Source organism: Cohnella candidum (genome assembly GCF_003713065.1).
GTDB lineage: Bacteria > Bacillota > Bacilli > Paenibacillales > Paenibacillaceae > Cohnella > Cohnella candidum.
Genome location: NZ_CP033433.1, coordinates 4,505,323 through 4,524,734, shown reverse-complemented (window position 1 = coordinate 4,524,734; position 19,412 = coordinate 4,505,323). Strand labels below are relative to the sequence as shown.

21 protein-coding genes are annotated in these 19,412 nt (G+C 54.5%); 7 read left to right on the top strand and 14 right to left on the bottom strand.

Features of this window, described 5'->3' with window-relative positions:
* Positions 1-27: 27 nt before the first annotated feature.
* Both EAV92_RS20945 and EAV92_RS20940 read left to right on the top strand, forming a co-directional pair.
* The gene (locus EAV92_RS20945; RefSeq protein WP_123042880.1) at positions 28-393 is read left to right on the top strand and encodes a DUF6864 domain-containing function; all 366 of its coding nucleotides are present in this window, start codon (positions 28-30) and stop codon (positions 391-393) included.
* Complete coding sequence (locus EAV92_RS20940; protein ID WP_123042879.1) at positions 390-704, top strand: hypothetical protein; 315 nt, start codon at positions 390-392, stop codon at positions 702-704. The genes EAV92_RS20945 and EAV92_RS20940 overlap by 4 nt, the downstream gene beginning before the upstream one ends.
* Before the next feature lie 17 nt (positions 705-721).
* Here the strand turns inward: EAV92_RS20940 and EAV92_RS20935 are convergent, their stop codons facing one another.
* Positions 722-2,476: a methyl-accepting chemotaxis protein gene (locus tag EAV92_RS20935; protein WP_164472873.1), complete on the bottom strand. Its 1,755-nt coding sequence runs from the start codon at positions 2,474-2,476 to the stop codon at positions 722-724.
* 189 nt (positions 2,477-2,665) lie between these two features.
* Entirely contained in the window at positions 2,666-3,031 is a 366-nt protein-coding gene (locus EAV92_RS20930) for a heme-copper oxidase family protein (RefSeq protein ID WP_123042877.1), read from the bottom strand.
* 162 nt (positions 3,032-3,193) lie between these two features.
* Here EAV92_RS20930 and EAV92_RS20925 point away from each other — a divergent pair, with 162 nt between their 5' ends.
* The gene (locus EAV92_RS20925) at positions 3,194-3,787 is read left to right on the top strand and encodes a YdeI/OmpD-associated family protein (protein ID WP_123042876.1); all 594 of its coding nucleotides are present in this window, start codon (positions 3,194-3,196) and stop codon (positions 3,785-3,787) included.
* On the opposite strand, the gene ligD is transcribed toward EAV92_RS20925, so the two are convergent.
* Positions 3,784-4,692, bottom strand: a complete 909-nt coding sequence (gene ligD, locus EAV92_RS20920) for a non-homologous end-joining DNA ligase (protein ID WP_123042875.1) — start codon at positions 4,690-4,692, stop codon at positions 3,784-3,786. The two genes, EAV92_RS20925 and ligD, sit on opposite strands and share 4 nt — an antisense overlap.
* Before the next feature lie 96 nt (positions 4,693-4,788).
* On the opposite strand from ligD, the gene EAV92_RS20915 reads away from it, so the two are divergent.
* Entirely contained in the window at positions 4,789-5,736 is a 948-nt protein-coding gene (locus EAV92_RS20915; RefSeq protein WP_123042874.1) for an ATP-dependent DNA ligase, read from the top strand.
* A 7-nt stretch (positions 5,737-5,743) separates the two neighbouring features.
* On the opposite strand, the gene EAV92_RS20910 is transcribed toward EAV92_RS20915, so the two are convergent.
* From EAV92_RS20910 to rarD, 4 genes are all read right to left on the bottom strand, one after another.
* Positions 5,744-6,751: a FecCD family ABC transporter permease gene (locus EAV92_RS20910; RefSeq protein ID WP_123042873.1), complete on the bottom strand. Its 1,008-nt coding sequence runs from the start codon at positions 6,749-6,751 to the stop codon at positions 5,744-5,746.
* Entirely contained in the window at positions 6,748-7,734 is a 987-nt protein-coding gene (locus EAV92_RS20905) for a FecCD family ABC transporter permease (protein ID WP_123042872.1), read from the bottom strand. The genes EAV92_RS20910 and EAV92_RS20905 overlap by 4 nt, the downstream gene beginning before the upstream one ends.
* Positions 7,735-8,679 carry an iron-hydroxamate ABC transporter substrate-binding protein gene (locus EAV92_RS20900; protein ID WP_420888789.1) on the bottom strand — a complete coding sequence of 315 codons (945 nt, stop codon included), beginning with the start codon at positions 8,677-8,679 and terminating at the stop codon, positions 7,735-7,737.
* A 141-nt stretch (positions 8,680-8,820) separates the two neighbouring features.
* Entirely contained in the window at positions 8,821-9,714 is an 894-nt protein-coding gene (gene rarD / locus EAV92_RS20895; RefSeq protein ID WP_123042871.1) for an EamA family transporter RarD, read from the bottom strand.
* Positions 9,715-9,842: 128 nt separating this feature from the next.
* Here rarD and EAV92_RS20890 point away from each other — a divergent pair, with 128 nt between their 5' ends.
* A complete protein-coding gene (locus EAV92_RS20890) occupies positions 9,843-10,445 on the top strand; it encodes a P-loop nucleotide/nucleoside kinase family protein (protein ID WP_241158337.1) in 603 nt (200 codons plus the stop codon).
* A gap of 22 nt (positions 10,446-10,467) precedes the next feature.
* On the opposite strand, the gene EAV92_RS20885 is transcribed toward EAV92_RS20890, so the two are convergent.
* Positions 10,468-11,277 (bottom strand): TIM barrel protein, encoded by an 810-nt coding sequence (locus EAV92_RS20885; protein WP_241158582.1) that lies wholly within the window; start codon positions 11,275-11,277, stop codon positions 10,468-10,470.
* Positions 11,278-11,399: 122 nt separating this feature from the next.
* On the opposite strand from EAV92_RS20885, the gene EAV92_RS20880 reads away from it, so the two are divergent.
* Both EAV92_RS20880 and EAV92_RS20875 read left to right on the top strand, forming a co-directional pair.
* Entirely contained in the window at positions 11,400-12,665 is a 1,266-nt protein-coding gene (locus EAV92_RS20880; protein WP_164472872.1) for an aminopeptidase, read from the top strand.
* 74 nt (positions 12,666-12,739) lie between these two features.
* Entirely contained in the window at positions 12,740-12,925 is a 186-nt protein-coding gene (locus EAV92_RS20875; RefSeq protein ID WP_123042867.1) for a hypothetical protein, read from the top strand.
* A 149-nt stretch (positions 12,926-13,074) separates the two neighbouring features.
* On the opposite strand, the gene EAV92_RS20870 is transcribed toward EAV92_RS20875, so the two are convergent.
* The 6 genes from EAV92_RS20870 to EAV92_RS20845 all read right to left on the bottom strand — a co-directional run bounded on the left by EAV92_RS20870 (position 13,075) and on the right by EAV92_RS20845 (position 19,269).
* Positions 13,075-13,962, bottom strand: a complete 888-nt coding sequence (locus tag EAV92_RS20870) for a hypothetical protein (protein ID WP_164472871.1) — start codon at positions 13,960-13,962, stop codon at positions 13,075-13,077.
* On the bottom strand, positions 13,959-15,386 hold the full coding sequence (locus EAV92_RS20865; RefSeq protein WP_123042865.1) for an S-layer homology domain-containing protein: 1,428 nt from the start codon (positions 15,384-15,386) through the stop codon (positions 13,959-13,961). The genes EAV92_RS20870 and EAV92_RS20865 overlap by 4 nt, the downstream gene beginning before the upstream one ends.
* 85 nt (positions 15,387-15,471) lie before the next feature.
* A complete protein-coding gene (thrS, locus tag EAV92_RS20860) occupies positions 15,472-17,208 on the bottom strand; it encodes a threonine--tRNA ligase (RefSeq protein ID WP_123042864.1) in 1,737 nt (578 codons plus the stop codon).
* A gap of 376 nt (positions 17,209-17,584) precedes the next feature.
* Positions 17,585-18,079 (bottom strand): DinB family protein, encoded by a 495-nt coding sequence (locus EAV92_RS20855; RefSeq protein ID WP_123043838.1) that lies wholly within the window; start codon positions 18,077-18,079, stop codon positions 17,585-17,587.
* 6 nt (positions 18,080-18,085) lie between these two features.
* Positions 18,086-18,847, bottom strand: coding sequence for an RNA polymerase sigma factor (locus EAV92_RS20850; RefSeq protein ID WP_123042863.1), 762 nt, complete (start codon positions 18,845-18,847; stop codon positions 18,086-18,088).
* Positions 18,847-19,269 carry a VOC family protein gene (locus tag EAV92_RS20845; RefSeq protein WP_123042862.1) on the bottom strand — a complete coding sequence of 141 codons (423 nt, stop codon included), beginning with the start codon at positions 19,267-19,269 and terminating at the stop codon, positions 18,847-18,849. Before EAV92_RS20845 ends, EAV92_RS20850 begins: the two co-directional genes overlap by 1 nt.
* Positions 19,270-19,412: the final 143 nt, after the last annotated feature.

Genomic DNA, 19,412 nt, shown 5'->3' with positions numbered 1-19,412 from the left:
ATGACAGATAGACTCGGGGGGATGACCATGAAAATCACGTCCGGAGGGTTCGAAGCCGTCTATCACGGCAGAGTGTTCGCTTACGGCATGAATCCGATCGAAATCGTCTTGTCGGAAGAAAACGATCCTTTGACTTTCGTCTTCTGCATCGAAAACGAGCCCGGGAGGGACGACTTCACGACGGATATCCGGCTTGTCCGGTACAACGAGGTGCGAATTTCATGCGTGAACTTCCCGAGAGGCAAGGCGACCGGCAACCATGACATGATCCACCTCGGCGTGCTGAACAACCGCAAGCTGTCCCTTCGCTACGAGGTGACCATCAATTACGACGCGACCTCCTGGATGCTCACGTTTACCTTTTTCGCGGGAGAGGGGGTGTCGGCAACATGAATAAAATCGAGGTCCAAGACCCGAAGGTCGTCAGCAAAATCATCGCGGCGAACGCGGAGACGGAGAAACGCAAAGCGGAGCTCGGCATCCTCGGCAAATTTTTCGGCTCGGGAGAGAACGTCCGGCTGTACATCGTCGGCACGATCGCGATCATCGTTCTGCTCATCGCATTGATCTACACGCTGACGCCTCAGCCATTCCGTTCCGCCGACTTCGGACTGAAGGAAATGTGGACGCTCATCGTGCTCCCCGTCGAATCGACGATCGTCGGCTACTTAATCGGGTCCCGATCAAAGGAAAACCCCGGGTAACGCCCCGGGGCCCTCGCTTACAAATTGAATTTCCCTACCGCCGATTCCAGCACGGAGCTTCTCTTCTGCAGCTGCTCCGTCGTGTCGGCAATCCGTTTGGCCGCTTCCAGCTGATTTTCCGACATTCGCTGAATCGATGCCGTGTTCTCCGCAGCCTCCGTCGAAATCCTCGCGATCTGCTCCACGGAGGCGGTCACCTCTTCGGAGCCCGCCAGAATCTCTTCCGCGGCCGCAGAAATTTCCTGGATCTGGCCGTTCACGAACTGGTACCGGTCCACCGTATCGCGGAAGAACGACTCGACCTGGCCGGAAAGCTCCGTTCCTTTGGCCATTTCCTTGGCCTCCGCCGACATTCTCTCGCCGATCAGAGCCGATTCCTGCTGGATCTGCTGAATGAGAGACGTGATCTGTTCCACGGAAACCGCCGAAGCTTCGGCCAGCTTCCGGACTTCGCCGGCGACGATCGCGAAACCCGCGCCGTGTTCTCCCGCCCGCGCCGCTTCAATGGAAGCGTTCAACGCCAGCAGCTTGGTTTGATCCGCGATACTCGTGATCGAATGGAGCACCGGTTCGATCTCGCTCATGTACGTGTTCAAAATGTTCACGGAATTCGCGGTCTGCTCGGCGACGCCGGAGATCGACGCGACTTGTTGCTTCAGCCACAGGATGGAGCTTCTTCCCTGCTCTGCGGTTTCCAACGCTTCCACGGAGGCTCTCGATACGCTGGACGAAGATTCGGCCACCCGCTGAATGGCCAACGTGATCTCTTCCATCGATTTCGCGCTTTCCTCGACTCCAACGCGCTGATGCTGAGCACCATACGCCAGATGCTCGATCGATTGCTCAAGCTGCTCGTTTAACGTCACCAGCCTGCCCGCTTCCGAACTGAACTGATCCGTCGATTGGACAAGCTCCTGCGTCGTCGACTTCACTTCGCGGACCACATCCCCAAGCGTGACGCCGAGTCTGTCGATCATCTGCAGCATCGCGGCATAAGCTTGTCCGATTTCGTCCTTCGAGCGGACTCGTTTCGCTCCGATATGTTTCTTTGCTTCGGCGAGATCTCCACGTGCGATCGCCTCGGCGCCTTTCACGATGATGCCGAGCGGCCGCAAGGCACGGGACATGAACAACGCGATTAACGCAAAAACGACCAACGTCAGAACGCCCATCAGGATGAACAGCGGCAAGCTTTTGCGCAGGACTTCCCGGTAGATCGTTTTCGACACCGACACGTCCGTATCGATGCCCAGCACCCCGATCACTTTCCCGGCCGCATCGTGAATCGGGGCGTAGGCGGAGATATAGTCTCCATACTCGGGATTATGGATGATGCCGGATTTGGCGGACTCGCCCTTCAATAACGCATCCACCGCTGCCGCAGGCACGTCGGTGACTTCGCCGATCGGCGACGCGGTTTTTTCGTTTTTCGGCTGGCCGTCGATCAGTAGGATAGGCTGCTTTTGGTCGTCGATTTTGACGGTATAGACATACAAAGCGCCGATCTGCTCCCGATATTGGTTCAACTCTTGGCGAATGCTCCAATACAGGTCGCTCTCTTTGGCGTCTTGCAGGAAAGTTTGATAGGCTTTGACATCGAATTGTCCCGCGTAGGCTTCGGCGTGGTGAATGCTGAAATTGCCGATCGCTTCTTCGCTTGCTTGCTTCGTGTTGCTGATCTGAAGGAAAATCAATGCAGAGGATAAAATAACGAGAATCGCTAAAATCATAAGTGAAAGCTTGACGGCAAGGCGGCTCCGAAGCCTGGACATGGGGGTCATACTCCCTTTAGTGTAGTTTTGGCGTGTTTCCCTAATTTTCCTGTAATTTAGACATGATACATTCGGTGAGTTCGTGGACTTTTCCTTCTATTCGGATAGCAATTTCATGGAAAATTCAAAATAAAAAAGGCAGAGAAGCAAAAATCGCTTCAACTGCCTTTTAGTGGCTTCATGTGGAACTTATCTTAACCGCTTGAAAACGTTCACCGCCATGAGAATGGCCGACACAATGATAAGCAATCCGCCGAGCGCCGCAAACGGGATCCCGAGCGCTTCGTTGTCCCTCGCGAAGATGACCATGCTGATAATGAGCAGCGGCAAGCCGACATTGTGCAGATAGAACTGAATTCTGGCGAGTTTGGCTTCTCCCAAATCCGGATACACCTTATAGATGAGACCGATGATGGCCAGCGAAGCCCAGCCGACCAGATTGATGTGGGCATGCACGGAAGTGTACTCGAATGCTTGGGTGCTTCCCATCACCAAACCCAGAACCGTTCCGACCAGAAAATAAATGACGGCTGCCTTTATGAAACTCGTACTCATTTTGCATCCTCCCCGACAATGATGATCAAGCAAGCAGGCATTTGATCACCCTCATCGTAGCACACCGCTTGAATATTTTGGTCAAAAAGTTACGGGCAAGGAGTACGCAATCTCAGCGTCGAATAGAAAGATTAGGCGAAAATGGAAGAGGAGTGCTTCTAGATGACACAAGGGATTCGGAATCCGAAGATCGATCCGTTTTTCAAGAAGGCCAAACAGTGGAAGGAAGAATTTACGAGGTTGAGAGAAATCGTTCTCGACTGCGAGCTGACCGAGGTTTTTAAGTGGATGCATCCTTGCTACACCTATGACAATAAAAACGTCGTTCTCATCCATGGGTTCAAAGAGTACTGCGCGCTTCTGTTTCACAAAGGCGCCTTGTTGAAAGACCCGCACGGCATCCTCATTCAGCAAACGGAGAACGTGCAGGCCGCGCGCCAGCTCCGATTCACCGATGCCGAACAAATCGACGAGATGCAGCTAATCATCAAATCTTACATCGATGAAGCCATTGAAGTCGAAAAAGCCGGCCTGCAAGTGGAGCTTAAAAAGACGACGGAATACGAAATCCCTGAAGAGCTGCAAAATAAATTCTTTGAAATTCCGGATCTGAAAACGGCTTTCGAAGCGTTGACGCCGGGACGGCAGCGTGCTTACATTCTTTATTTTTCCGGGGCCAAACAGTCGAAGACTCGGGAATCGAGGATCGAGAAATATATCCCGCAAATCCTCGATGGAAAGGGAATGGACGATTAACCGTTTTTCCGGATGAATGCCAGCACCTCGTCTATCCGCTGCTGTAGACGGAATTCCTCGGACGATACTTGCCGGAACAAGTCGCCGACGGTCAGCAGACGCTGGGGCACCGCGGCGATCGTGAAATCCGCCGGATGGAAACCGGCGGCCACTTCGTCCCAGGTGACCGGCGTCGAGACCGTGGCTTTCGGTTTTGCTCTTACCGAATAAGCCGCGGCCATCGTCCGTCCCCGCCACAGCTGGAGATAGTCGAAATACAGCTTGTCCCCGCGTTTCTCCACGACGCGCTCGAGCGTGATCCGGTGCGGCATTTGTTCCTGCATATACCGGGCGATGAACGTATTGATGCGGCGGGTCTCCTCGAACGTGTATTTCGGTTCGATCGGCACGAATATCTGCAGCCCCGTCGCTCCGGACGTTTTCGGTATGCTGGCCAGCGACAACCCGTTCAGCACGTCCCTCAGCTTCAGCGCCACCTCGCGCACCGCTTCGAAGGGCATATTTTCGGCCGGATCCAGATCGAACACCAACTCGGTCGGGTAATCCTTCCGGTCGAACCGGTCAAACGGCACATGCAGCTCGACCCCGCCCCGATTCGCCACCCAGACGAGCGTAGCCGCATCGTTTAGCAAAATTCTCTCTTTCTCCGCATACACGACCCGCGGCACCCATTCCGGGGCTTCACCGTGGATCGATCTCTCCTCGACCCTTCTCCCCAAGATCCCGTCCGGATAACGCCACACCATCAACATTCGGTCCCTCGTGTAAGGCAGCAGGAACGGAGCCACCTGAATCAAGTACTGCAAGTAGTCCAGCTTGGTGATGCCGGCTTCCGGCCAAATCACGCGATCCGGGTGGGTGATTTCGAGCTCTTTGCCCTCTATCGTGATCAGGTGTTTCTCCATGGGAAGCCCTCCCCTCCCTGCTGGAACAAGTTGGTCATTATTTTGCGTTCGGCGGTTCAGAATATGTAAGAAGCAACCAAAGCCAAGGGGGCCGCCATGGAGCCGATTTATCCGTTCGAACCGGTCATCAGCGAGACGATCCCGACCGAGCCCCATTGGAGACACGAGATCAAATGGGACGGCACGCGCATTCTTACTTACCATCATCAACACGGGACCAAACTGTTCAACCGCAAGCAAAACGAGCGCACCCGCCATTACCCCGAATTGCTGGAGGTCCCCTCCTACTGTAAGGCTTCTTCCGTCATCTTGGACGGCGAAGTCATCGCATTGGCCGCGGACGGCAAGCCCTCCTTCCACGAAGTCATGAGGCGCGATCTCATTCAAAAACTGCATCGGGTGCCGGAAATGCAGCGAAGCGTTCCGATCACGTACATGATTTTCGATGTCGTGTACTGCGACGGCGAGTGGGTGAATTCGCGGCCTCTGTCAGAGCGGCTGGAATTGCTGCATGGCATCATCACGCCGAATGAGCACGTTCAGTTGGTCGCTTCCCATGGCGACGGAGCGAGTCTGTTCGAGGTGATGAGGCAGCAAAGCATGGAGGGAATCGTCTGTAAAGACCTGCGCAGCGCCTATGCGCTTGGCGGGAAGGATGATCGTTGGCGGAAGGTCAAAAATTACGGGGACGTCATGGCGGCCATCGGCGGTTTTACGTTAAACGGGGGCTTCGTCAATGCGGTGCTGCTCGGTCAGTATGATGGTGAGGGAAAGCTGTGGTACATCGGCCATACCGGAACCGGCAAGCTGACGAAGGCCGAGTGGCGGGATTTGACGGGAATTTTAACGCCGATGATGACGAACAGCTCTCCCTTCGCCAACCGCCCCGACCGGCATAAGGACGCCTATTGGGTGACGCCGAAGCTGACCGCGAAAGTACAGTACAGCGAATGGAGATGGCAAGAAGGCCGCGCGCTGCGCCAGCCTTCTATCCAGTCTTTCGTGAACGTGCCGCCTGAGCAGTGCAGGCTGCCTTGGACGTGAGGCGGTCTTATTGTTTCAATAGAAGATACAAGAAGTACGGACCGCCGATGAGCGCCACCATAATTCCCGCCGGTATGCCGGCCGGATCGACCAGATTGCGCCCGACGGTATCGGCACACAGCAGCAGCCACCCGCCCATCAAGACGGCCAGCGGCACATAATATTGGTGGCGGCGCCCAAGGATCGCCTTCGCCATATGGGGAGCCATCAGGCCGACGAACGCGATGCTCCCGGTGACGGACACGGCCGCGGCGGCAAGCGCGACGGCAGCCGTCAGCAGCCATAACCGATCCCGGTTGACGGGGACGCCCGCCCCGACGGCGATCCCTTCGCTCATCGCGAGCAGGTTAAGGGACTTCGACTTGTACAACGTATAAGGCAACAGAATCGCCAGCCACGGAAGGAGCGACCACACGAACGGCCAATCCGCTCCCCAAATGTTGCCCGCCAGCCATTTTGCGATGAAGTCGACCTTGCGGTAATCCGCCGAGGAAATGAGCACGACCGTCAGGCCGGCCAATGCGAAAGCAAAGCCGACTCCGACGAGCAGCAGCTTCACGGGCTGCAAGCCACTTGCTTTGGAATAGGAGAATAAGTAGAGACAGGCAGCCGTCGCCAGCGCGCCTCCAAACCCGACAAGGGGCAGTACATAAGCGAACGTCTTCGGATCGAGAGGGAAATACAGAAAAAAGGCCGAAATCGCGACGCCGGCTCCCGCGTTAATGCCGATGATGCCGGGATCCGCCAAGTCGTTCCGAGTCACGCCCTGCAGGATCGCACCGGACAGCGCCAATGCCATGCCGGCCAACAACGTGACGATCATTCGCGGCAATCGGATGGAGAATAACACGAAATTCTCTTTCGCGGTGCCTTGCCCGAAGAGCGTAGAGAGCAGGCGATCGATGGAAAGCGCCCCGGAGCCGATGCTCGTGCCGACAATGATCGTTGCCGCGATGAGCAGCACCAAGGTGACATAAACGGCGGTTTGCTTTCTGGCTTGCGCGGTCGAAATCATGCCGGCGTTTTCACCCCTTTGCCTGCGACGAACAAGAAGAACGGGAGCCCGACGATCGCGACGATCGCCACGACCGGCGTTTCGTACGGCGCATACAGCGTTCGGCCGAGCGTATCGGCAATCAGCATGAATGCCGCTCCCCATACGGCCGACATCGGAAGGACCAGGCGATAGTCGGTTCCGAACACCGCTCTCACCATGTGGGGAATCATGAGTCCGATGAACGCGATATTCCCGACAAGCGCGACGGCCGAACCCGCCAGCAAAATGATCACCAGGTATAAACCGGCTTTCACGTATTCCGTTCGCAGCCCCAAACCGACGGCCGATTCTTCGTTCAGGCTTAAAATGGTGAGCGCCTTGGACAACGCAAATGCAACCAAAAGGGAGCCGATGATGACAGGACTGATTGCTTGAACTTGCCCCCACGTCGTGCCGATCAAGCCGCCCGAAGTCCACATCGTGACGTCTTTGGACGTTTTGAACAGGAGCCCGATTCCGTTCGCCGCGGCTAACAGGAATGCGGATAAGGCGGCCCCGGCCAATACGACCCGGTATGGGGACAAGCCTCCTTTCTTCAGCGCGCTGATGCCGATGACCAGCATCATGCCCAGCGCGGCCCCGACGAAGCAGACGAGCATGTTCCCGAAATAATTCAGCGCCGGCAGCAACGCGACCGCCAATGCGAGCGCCGCATTCGCTCCGGCGGTCAATCCGAGAATGCCAGGCTCCGCGAGCGGATTGCGCGTCAGCCCTTGCATGATCGCACCGGCCGCCGCGAGAGCGGCGCCGACGAGTACGGCTGCCACCTCCCGCGGGTACCGGATTTCCCGGAGCATCGCGATTTTATCGTCGCCTCCACGGTTTGTGAGCACGAGCCACAGTTCGTGCAACGAGACGTCTTTGGCGCCGAGAAGCATGGCGAGCGAGAAGAGGATCGCAAGCGCGGCTATACTGATGCCGATTTTAAGAGAGCCTCGCATTTATTTCAGGAAGCCTTCCTTGAAGATGTTCAGCAAATATTCGAGCGTCGTCGGATCGCTGTAAGTGGAGGCCTCAGTGTCGATCTCAATGACGTGACCGTTTTTGACGGCGGGGATTTTCTTCCACGTCTCTGTTTGCATAAAAGAGTTGTCTCCCTCCGAGCTTCTGCTGAGAACGAGATAATCGCCTGCGTAGTCGCTGAGCATTTCAGGCGACAACGTATAGTAGCCCGGGCCAAGAGCGTCCGCTTTCACCTTCTCGGGCATGTTCAGCCCCATGGCCTGATACAGGATCTCGGTTCCCCTCGCCCACGCTTTGCCGAATACGTAGAAGTTTTTCGAGTCGGTCTCGAAGACGGATACCGTCGCGTTCTTGCCGATTTTGGCTTTGATCTCTTGGCCGATCGCTTGGGCTCTTTGCTTGAAGTCGTCGACCCAAGCCTGCGCTTCCTTCTCCTTGTTCAGCAGCTTGCCGATCTCGATCTGTTGCGCCAAGTAGTCCCGTTTGCCCCACGTGTAGGCCACGGTAGGCGCGATTTCTTTCAGCTTGTCGATGTTCTTGCTGCCGGCGTCGGCGATGATTAAATCCGGATCGACCTCGAGAATCTTCTCCAGCTTGTCTTCGGATACGACTTCTACGCCGTTCAGCTTATCTTTGAAAAGCGGGTTCTTGTTCGTCCACTCGTCGACGCCGACGAGCGTTCCGCCCAACGAGAGTACGTTCGGCGCGTTCGTGAGCGCGACGATGCGCTGCGGATGGGCCGGCACTTCGACCGGACCGAGTTCGGACTCGTATGTAGCCGTGCCGGTATTGGACACAGACGCGCTCGCACCCGCACTCGCGCTGGGAGAAGACGCCGTATCGGTTGCGGTCTTATCGCCGCAAGCGCTCATGATAACAGCAAACAAAAGAAAGATAACGGGCATAAGAACTTTGTTGCTCACTTGAATATCCCTCCAATTGATATTGATTCTCATTATCAACTGTTACTATATCGGCATCCCACTTGGTTGTCAACCAAAAAAACAGAGCCGCCGAGGTCGCCCTCAGCCGCTCTGTTCTCTCGCTATTTTTTTGATGCTGCCCTATGTTCGCTCAGGATTCAACCGATTCGCCGGCTTGTTCCGTACAAACGATGCTGCGCTGTACACGATGAGAGCCAGCCAAATGAACGCAAAGCTGATGAACTGGGACGACTCGAACGGCTCATCGAATACAAAAATCGCGAGCAGCAGACTCGTCGTGGGAGCGATATACTGGATGAAACCGACCAACGACAGCGGCAGCACCCGTGTCGCTTTGGCGAACCAGAAGAGCGGCAGCGCGGTAGCGGGTCCGGCGAGCAGCAGGAACAGCATTTTCAGAACCGGCAGTTCCGTGAACGTGCCCGTCCCTTGCGTTTGCACGAAAACCAAATAGATTAACGCGACGGGCAGCACGATCATCGTCTCCCACGTCAGTCCGAGCAACGCGTCCAGCTTCACCGCTTTCTTTGCAAGACCGTACAAGGCGAACGAGACGGCCAGCGACAGCGATACCCACGGAAGGCTGCCGAATTCGACCGCCATCACAACCACGCCGGTACCGGCAAGCCCGATCGCGATCCACTGCCCGACGGACAGCCTCTCTTTCAGAAAAACGACCGCCATCAAAATGCTGATCAGCGGGTTCATATAATAACCCAGGCTTGTCTCTACCACATGATCGTTGTTGACGGCCCAAATAAAGATCAACCAGTTCGCGCTGATGAAGACGGAGCACAACGCGACGGCGATTCGGCTTCGTTTGTCGGAGACGACTTTCTTCAATGGCTTCCACTGCTTGCCCGCCGTCACCAGTAGAGCCACGAACACGAACGCCCACACAACGCGGTGCGCGAGCACTTCCCATGCCGGCATTTCTTGAAACAGCCGCCAGTAAAGCGGCAACAGCCCCCAGGCCAGATACGACAATACGGCATACACGATTCCTTGCTTCATAGCTGAATTCCTCTCGATGACCCGCGGATCAAATAGATTTGAATGAATAATACTATTGTAATGGTTTCGTCCGAATGAGCAATGATTGCGCCGTGGATTCCCTCGTTATAAGATGGAGAAAATCTCGGGTGGAGTTGGGGAACGATGGCAGGCTCGTCTTTTTCGTCGGAGGTGCGGGCGCCGGTAAGACGACGCTGGCGAAAGCAGTCGCCGCCAAGCGAGGCGCGGCTTTGTTCGACATGGATACCTTGCTCCGACCGGCAGCGGAAGCGCTGATGACGCAAGCCGGTCTCGATCCTACGGATCGGGATTCCGCCGCATACAAGAAGCTGTGCCGCGATTTGGGCTACAAAATCACGATGGACGCCGCGCTCGAGAATCTCTCAATCGGCAACGATGCGTTCGTCATCGGACCGTTCACGAAGGAGCTCGCCGATCCCGGCTGGATCGTGGAGCAACTGTCCCGCCTCCCTGAGGATACGCGCATGAAGAGCGAAACGAAAGTCGTGGTCGTCCATCTCAAAGACGAGACCGCCTATCGGGACCGTATTCAGGCACGCAGCTCCGATTTGGACCGCTGGAAACTGGAGCATTGGGACGAGTTCCGCCAATCGCTCACCCTCCGGCGTCCGGCGTGGGAAATACCCGAAGGAAACATTCTTTACGTGGACAACACGGAGCTACCCTTCACTGACAACGCGGATCGGATCGAGCGCTTTATTTTCGGATAAGGAGTAAAAGTCGGCAGACTCGTCATGTGAGCAGCTGCCGACTTTTTCCGTTTTCTTCCGCCTCCACGTTCGCGAAATAATGCGCGCTTTCCACCATCGGCGTGCAGTCGGAATGGTCTCCGCTGAGCGTAATCTCGAAAATAAAATCCTTCCCCCACACGAGCGGTTTTACCATCCGCCAATCGATGCGCCCCAACCCGAGCTGCAGCGAATCGTGCTCCAAACCCATGCTGTCCACGAGATGGTAATACTGAGCATAAGGTTTCGTCCTTTCGAGAACGTCGCGCAGCCGCTCATTATCACCTCGGAAAGAAATGAACGTATGGCTCACGTCGACGGTTAACGGCAGCTTCAAAGGCACGATCAAATGGTCGATCAGATAAGGGTTCCCGCCATAGGAAAACAGCCCTTCGATGGAATCCTCCCACACGAACACATCCCGGGAGTAAGCCATGATTCGCCGAATTTCTTCACGCAGGATCAGCGTGCGTTCCAGCGTGACGTCTCTGCAGCTGTGGGTGCCGACGTAGTGGGCGTGGACGACGCATTTGGCCTTTTCCTCGATGCATATGCGTGCGAGCAGTTCGCAGGATTCGTTGTAAAAACGCCGGACCTCCGGGTTATCGCTCAGGATGTCCAAGTACTCTCCTTGGTGTTTGGGCGGATGGTGCAAATACGCTTTGACCCCGCGGTCATGAAGCTGACGGATGCGGTCCCGAATGCGTTCCGGATCCAGCAGATCCCGGTCGCTCAGAAAGAACTCAATAATGTCCGGCTCGTAGCTCAACCGGTTATCCAGGTTGCGTTGCTCCAGATTTCCTTTCAAGCGCATCAAATTCACTTCACATCACCTCTGTTTCCATTTTAGCAACCGTATGTAAAAAAGAAATTAGCGCGAAACCCGTCTTTGCTATAATTGCCTTAATAGACCAGCAAAATGAGGAGAGATTCCCAGTGGCGATTCCGGAAAAGTGGTTGGACAGCTATTGCGACGTGATCCTGAAGGTCGGACTCAACCTGCAGCCCGGCCAGCCTATCGTCATTGGCGCCGGTCCCGAAATGTTCCGGACGCCGATCGAGTCCCGGCCGTTCATCCATCGATTGACCCAAAGAGCTTACGACCACGGCGCAAGCGAAGTGGAAGTGCATTGGTTTGATCCCGTGATCGCCCGACTGCACAAAGAACGCGGCTCCGTGGAGCGGCTTGCGGAGTACGATGAGTGGAAAGCGGACCGTTTTCTCCAAGCCGCGAAGAAAGACGCCGCGTTTATCATGACCTATGCGCCCGACCCGTCTCTATATAACGGAATCGCAGCAGAGCGGCTGGATGCTTACCGCAAAGCGGAACTGGCTGCATTGGCGCCGTTTCGCAGGCTGTACCACGGAACGATGGAAGTGAGCTGGACGGTCGCATCGGTCGTGACGACCGAATGGGCAAGCCGCGTGTTCCCGGAAGTATCCGTCACCGAAGCGAAAGAGAAATTGTGGGGACTGTTGCTGAAGGCCGTGCGGGCGGATCAAGAGGATCCGATTGCCGCCTGGGAGCAGCACCTCGGACATCTGCGGAAGAGGCAGCAATACATGAATGATAGGCAATTCAAGGAGCTGCGGTACGAGGCGCCGGGAACTCGGCTTACGGTCGGGCTTCCTGACAAGCACCTCTGGATCAGTGGGGCGACGACGACGAACGGCAAAGGAATCCCTTACTCGCCGAACGTGCCGACCGAAGAAATTTTCACCTCGCCGGATCGCAGCCGAACAAGCGGAACCGTTCGTTCGACGTTGCCGCTCAGCTATGGCGGACGTCTGATCCGCGATTTGGCGTTTCGCTTCGAGCAAGGCAAAATCGTGGAAGCGACCGCGGATTTACCCGCCGACGAACTCGCCTCCGTCCTCGGGCTCGATCACGATGAAGGCGCGCGTTATTTGGGGGAAATCGCGCTCGTACCCCAGCGTTCTCCCATCGCGGAGCTGAACACCGTGTTTTACAACACGCTCTTCGACGAGAACGCTTCTTGCCATTTGGCCTTCGGAGGCGGATTTCCAACCGCGATAGAAGGCGGGGCAGGGTTGCCGTCCGATGAGGTGCTCAGCCGGGGAGTGAACGTCAGCGCCGTACATGTCGATTTCATGATGGGATCCTCGGAGCTCCAGATCGACGGAGTCACCGCTGCAGGAGAGATCGTGCCATTGTTCCGCAATGGCAATTGGGTCGTGTGATACGACTAATTCCTTCCCCAATGTCGCACATTAATGTCGGGAACTTCCGACAGGACATTGGAGGTGAATCAGCAATGCCGTCAAGCCGAAATCATCAAGAGGCGAATGGCATCGGGCAAATTGAGGAACAGCTGCAACAACAGGCCGATGCGGCAGACGCCGTGCAGGGCGGAAGCGAAACCGACCGCGAAATTGCGGACGCAGCTAACCGAGATGCGCACACCTCGCTGGATGAAATTGTCGTAAAACACGAAGCATAAGGAGGAACCGACATGGCTCGCAAAAGATCGAAAAACCAAGGAAAACAACCTCCAGGCAACAACCACGATTCGGCCGTACCAGGTTCGACCAACAATAAATAAATGAAAAGGCCGGAAAGCACACCCTTGAGGTGGCTTCCCGGCCTTAGTTATGACGATATCATCGGCACAAAATTTTGCCCATATACATCGGACAGTCTTCCGCCGTTTTCAGCGACAACGTAGATGGTGTATTCATAACCGTTCTCAAACGTTAACGGGATTTCTTGATTCGTCGAGTCCGTCACGTCAATGCTGCCGCTGTCAATCGTCCCTGCGGCGTTACCGTCTTTTACGGCATCAGCATTGGGAACTCCAGCATCATTCACGATAACGTAATATAGCTTCGACGCATTCTGAAACGTAACTACGAAATTGACATGAATAGCACTTGTTTCGGGATCAATTCCCACACTGTAAGTCACGTCGGTAACGGAAGGCGTGGGTACTGATACCGGTGGTGCAGGCGTTCGGCAGCTTGAGTCGGAGGGATTCAGCGAGCAGTACGACGCCGTCCGAACACCGCCGATTTCGGCCACATTGTTCAAATCGCCGGGATTCGGGAACAGACTTTTCGGATCCATGCCTGGCGGTAAAATGAGATTCCCGATCGTTCCCTTCGATTTCAAGGTAATGGACCCGTTCGTGTCGTTCACCGTTACGTTTTCGATGTTCGCCGATCCCGTGAAGGTCGCGCCTATTGTTGTGTTAGGATCGCCGAGAACCAGTTTTTGTATCGGCTTGTCACCGGTATATTCGGCATCTGCGCCGGAGTGAACGATAATGCCGCTTATCGTTCCGGCCCCGTCGACACCTATCTTCGCATTTACGAGTGCTTCCACATTGCAGTTGACGTTCTCGCACGTGACCTTCAATGGCCTCTTCTGATCCCTGGAAGGATCCGAGGGAGGTCCCCCAATGCCGCTGCCATTGAAAATCGGCGGAGGTGCGAATTGTAAACCGGGATTAGATGGCAAAACAATCGGCGGCGGATTCATGTTCGGCACATAGCCGAACTGACCGGCTTGAAAAGCGAGGCTCCCCCCGAGTTCGTGGCAATGATGGCGCCATCGGTTACTTGAAGATGAAGACCGGGCGCAAGGACCGGAGGACCGGTTGGCGGCTTTTCAGTACCCGTCGGTAAGATGGGAATCCCCAGCGGCGGTAATTTAGGAGTCGCCGTCGGAAGGTTTAGCTTGCCGGTCTTCTCCGGTTCAGCCGATACGCGTATTACTTTTGCCGGTTTGTCCCCGGTTTTGGACAACTTGCCGGAATCGATATGGACCTGTCTTACATTCACGCTGTTTCCAAGAACCACTTTCCCCAAATCGCTGTCCTGTAAATCCAGATTGGATACCTGATCCTTCGACCGGCCGAAATCCTCCAAATAAACGGTTTGGCCTTTGACGCTCACGTGATAGGCCAGAAAATCGGATTGGAATCCCCGGCCAAGAATCAGATCGCCTTTCACTTCCAGATTCGCCAGCGTGACATGATCCGCGTCTACCATCACGATGCCGTTAATCGCGTTTCCGTCGGCGTCTAATACGAGAGGTTTATCCTCCCTTGCCAATGCGCCTTTATAACCGATCATCAAGTATTCTACGGATACGATTTTGTTACCGTCAGCCGTGAACTGAATCGCCGCATTTTGTAATACGGCCTTATTCGACCATTGAAAAATTCCGCTTATCGATTCGTCTGCATGGTAGGCCCTGCCGTCGATCATGATCACGCCGTCGGCGCGAACGTCCTGAATAAGCGGAGGGCTAAAAAAAGACCGGTCCAGCATGGAGATCGTTTCAGCTCGGCTAATGGAGTCGGCCGGGGCGAATCGATCGTCGGATTTTCCGGATACGATACCCGCTTTCAACAACGTTTCCACGGAGCCGGAATACCAGCTGTCAGGAGAAACATCGCGAAATCGCCGGCTCGTTGGGGATTCCGTCTGCAGCTTTCTTGCCGCGGCAATCCAACGGGCTGCTTCGGCACGGGTAACCGGAGCGCTCGGACGGAAAGTGCCGTCCGCGTAGCCGTTCGCGAGCCCGGACTCCTGCAAAGCGGTAATATATCCGGCCAGATCATTGCCCGAAAGGTCCTTGAAAGCCGCCGGTTTTGAAGAGGGAGTCAATCCGAGCGAGTAAGCGAGCAAGAAAGCAAAATCGCCGCGTGTCGTCACGAAGTCAGGCTGAAATTTATCCCCTTGCTCAGGCTTCAGAATGCCCAGAGCAATCCATCCATTCACAGCCTTTGCATACCAAGCATGATCCGGCACGTCCGCATATCCGGGTACACTCGAATTCGTCTCGGCCTGAGTTTGATTTGATTCGGCCGCGAAGCCGACCGGGGCATAAGCCGTAAGCAGAAGACCCGCTGCAAGTGTAACGGAAAGCCATTTCTTGCGAAGTATTGGGCGCGGCATACAGAACTCCCTTCTAAGCCATAATCATAAATACATGAATAAGGAAAATTATAGCATAAGGTGTATGGTTCAGCCGCGCGAAAAGCTATTTCTTCTCTTGAATTTCTTTTACGATTTGCTTGGATACCTCAGAGACCGTCATGGAACCGATATCGCCTTCTCCCCTGCGTCTAACTGCCACCGCTTCCGAACTTTTTTCCTTCTCGCCGATGACGAACATGTAGGGGACCTTCTCCAACTGGGCCTCGCGAATTTTATAGCCCAGCTTCTCATTTCGGATATCCACTTCCACGCGGATGCCCGCTTCCGCAAGCTCTTGCTTCACGTGTAATGCATAATCGATGTACGGATCCGAGACGGGCAACAGCTTCACCTGAACAGGGGCGAGCCAAACGGGGAATGCCCCGCTGTAATGCTCCGTCAAAATACCGATGAATCGGTCAATGGAGCCGTAAATGGCCCGGTGGATGACGATTGGCCGATGCTTCTGATTGTCTTCGCCGATGTACGTAAGGTCGAACTTCTCCGGCATCTGATAATCCAGTTGAATCGTGCCGCATTGCCAGCTGCGCTTGAGCGCATCCAGAATATGAAAGTCGATTTTGGGGCCGTAAAAAGCTCCGTCACCCTCATTAATACGATAAGGGATACCTCGCTTATCCAACGCATTTTGCAAAGCTTGCTCCGCTTCGTCCCAGATCTCTACCGTACCTAAGAAATCTTCCGGCCGAGTCGACAGCTCGATTTTATATTCAAAGCCGAACACCTGATAAATATGATCGATCAGCGCAATCGTCCGGTTGATCTCATCTTCGATCTGATCCTGGCGGATGAAGATATGCGCATCGTCCTGGCAGAACGTGCGAACCCGCATCATTCCGTTGAGCGCCCCTGAAAACTCATGGCGGTGCACCTGGCCGAATTCCGATATGCGAATCGGCAGCTCCCGATAGGAGTGAAGACTGTTCTTGAAAATGAGCATGTGTCCCGGACAATTCATCGGCTTCAGCGCGAACGGCGTCTCGTCCACGTCCGTAAAGTACATGTTATCTTTGTAGTGGTCCCAATGTCCCGACTGTTCCCACAATCGCCGGTTCATCATGAACGGAGTACGTACCTCGTCGTAATCCCGCTGGTTCTGCATTTCGCGCGAGAAGTTTTCAAGCTCGGTCCGGATGGTCATCCCCTTCGGAAGATAGAACGGCATTCCAGGCGCTTCTTCGGAGAACATGAACAACCCGAGCTCTTTGCCAAGCTTTCGGTGATCCCGTTTCTTCGCCTCCTCAAGCTGATGCAGATGCTCCGCTAACTGAGATGCCTTCGGGAACGCCGTTCCATAAATCCGTTGCAGCATTGGGTTCTTCGAATCCCCACGCCAGTAGGCGCCAGCCACGCTGAGCAGCTTGAATGCCTTAATTTTGCCCGTCGACGCGGCATGCGGGCCTCTGCAAAGATCGAAAAACTCTCCCTGCTCATAAATCGTGATTTCCGCCGACTCCGGCAAATCACGGATTAGCTCCAGCTTTAGGCCGTCCCCTAACTCCTCGAAAAGCCGTACCGCCTCCTCCCGATCGACGACACGCCGTACGATCGGCCAATCCTCCTGCACGATCTTTCGCATTTCCGCCTCAATCTCGGCCAGATCTTCAACCGACAACGACTTCTCAATATCGATGTCGTAATAAAATCCGGACTCAATCACCGGCCCAATACCGAGCCTTACCGCTTTTCGCCCGTAGATACGCGCGATGGCCTGCGCCATCACGTGCGCCGCGCTGTGCCTTAACCGACCGAGTTCTTCCGATGTTGCTTGATTGTCCATTTTTGCTTCCTCCCAGGGTAAAATTCGAACGCAAAAAAACGCCTCTATCCCAAAGGGACGAGTGCGTTCGGCTCGTGGTTCCACCCTGATTCAGCTTACCGTTAGGCGCAATTCAGCGCATACGGCAAGCCCTTATTCGGAATCCGGTAACGGGGATCGGACGGCGGCGTTTACTGCCGGAGGTCATGTTCGCCATCCGGGTTCAGCGTCACGGCTGCAAAGGGGTAATCTCGCTTCGGTTGCCGTAGGGAGTCTCAGCAATCCTCCCTCTCTCTGTACCGTCCGTAAACGAGACCATGTCTTTGGTCAATGCCTGATTGGTATGCTTTGACAAGATTATAGACACTTTGATCGCCTTGGTCAACATTCGGTGATGCTAAGTGAAAAGCCCTCCCAAACGATCATCGGCAGGAGGCGGACAGCCCAGATGTCTGGCCATCGATACGATTTGACCTTTGTGATGAAATTCATGTGTCATGGTATGAGTAAACAACAGCATAGGAGTAGGCGCCTTCGGGTAACCCTGCCAACTCTCATCTTGCACGATAGGTTCGGACCAGCGATCGCGATATTCGTTTAAGAAACGGAGCACCATTTCATCGACTTCCGCAAATCTGTCACGTACGAATCTCACATCAGCGTGCTCATCTACGAAAATATCCTTATGTTCATTTATCTTCCTAAACGCAAAAGATCCCAACCAGAATCGATAAGAATCACCGACATGAGCATGGGTCCGTATGATGGATCCGCGCCCGAATTCGGGAATCGTTTGATGCAATTTTTCAGGAGGAATCTCTTCCATGAAAGCAAACAAGTTTTCTCTAACGGCTCTGATCCAATCGTATTGCTGCTGCAAGATTTCCAACAAGAACATTCACCCCTGATCCCCGTGCGTTTTTAATTTCTCCGTAATCATCAACGGATTTCCGTCGGGGTCTATGATCGTAAAATAAAGCGTATTTCCGCGCAACTCGATGCGATTCAACACAGCGCCATCCTTAATCAGCGTCTGGTACGACCGGAATATCGCAAACGGGTCCGCACGGCGAAAACCGTCGACCAACGCTTCGAACACCTCGATGCTAAGTCCGTTGCGCGGAGCGGTAAGCACAGAATCATCCCAGTATTCTGGATGGCGTTCAACGGCCGCTTTCAGCCTCGTCCTCGCCCGCTTCAGCGCCGCCTTGACCGAACCCTCGGTTTGTCCGAACAACTTTCCCGTTTCTTTCGCGGTAAAATCAAATACATCGATCAGCAAAACAAGAACGACTTGCTTCGGCTCAAGCCGATCGGACAACAGCTCGAGCGCCTCACGCACATCCCAGTGGCTCCATTCCTCATAGGAACCGATGGAGTGCGCCTCGAGTTGTCTGACCGACGGCTGCAATTTACGGCTGCGGCAAATATCGACCCACGCATTGGCGGCGATTCGGAACAAAAACGGCTTCGTAATTTCCCTGTTCGGAAACCGAGTATGCCAACGGTATGCTTTAAGAAGCGACTCCTGCAGCAAATCATCCGCATCCCACGCCGATCCCGCTTTGGACAGACAATACCGTTTAAGATCACTTTGCAGCGGAAGCGTCATCTCCGCGAACGTCTCGTATCCTGCGTCCGAATAATCTTCCTGCGGCACTATTTTGGATTCCTCAAACTGTTCTTGTGAGCAAAGTACGGCGTTTGCCCCGTCTCTTCCACAACACTAAGGGGATTTCCGTCCAGATCGAAAGCTTCGAAATACGTAAATCCATCCTCTTCGTGGATTTCGCTTAACTCCGCTCCCTTGGCCTTCAGCTGATTATACGAATGGTTGATATCGTAAGAAGTGAAATTGAAGTAAGGCATCATCGCTTTGCCCGAATCGAATTGGACAGGCTGCGGCTTTTCCACTTTCCATAATAAAATCAAGGTTTGACCGTTCGGGAACGCGAGTCCGACACGTTGATCTGTCTTTTCAATCGTTTTCAAATCGAACATTCGAACGTACCACTCCGTAGAACGGGCAATGTCGGTTACCGGAATGAAAATACTGCCTACAAACGAGACGATTCTCTCCATCGATCAGCCACTCTCCTTCTCCCTTCATTTTTAATGTATTAACGATAAAAATCCATAAAAAGATACGGGCAGGCTGCGAAGGACAAAAAAATACATCGCCATGGCACGCCGGCCGCATGACGATGTATTTAACAATAAACCCA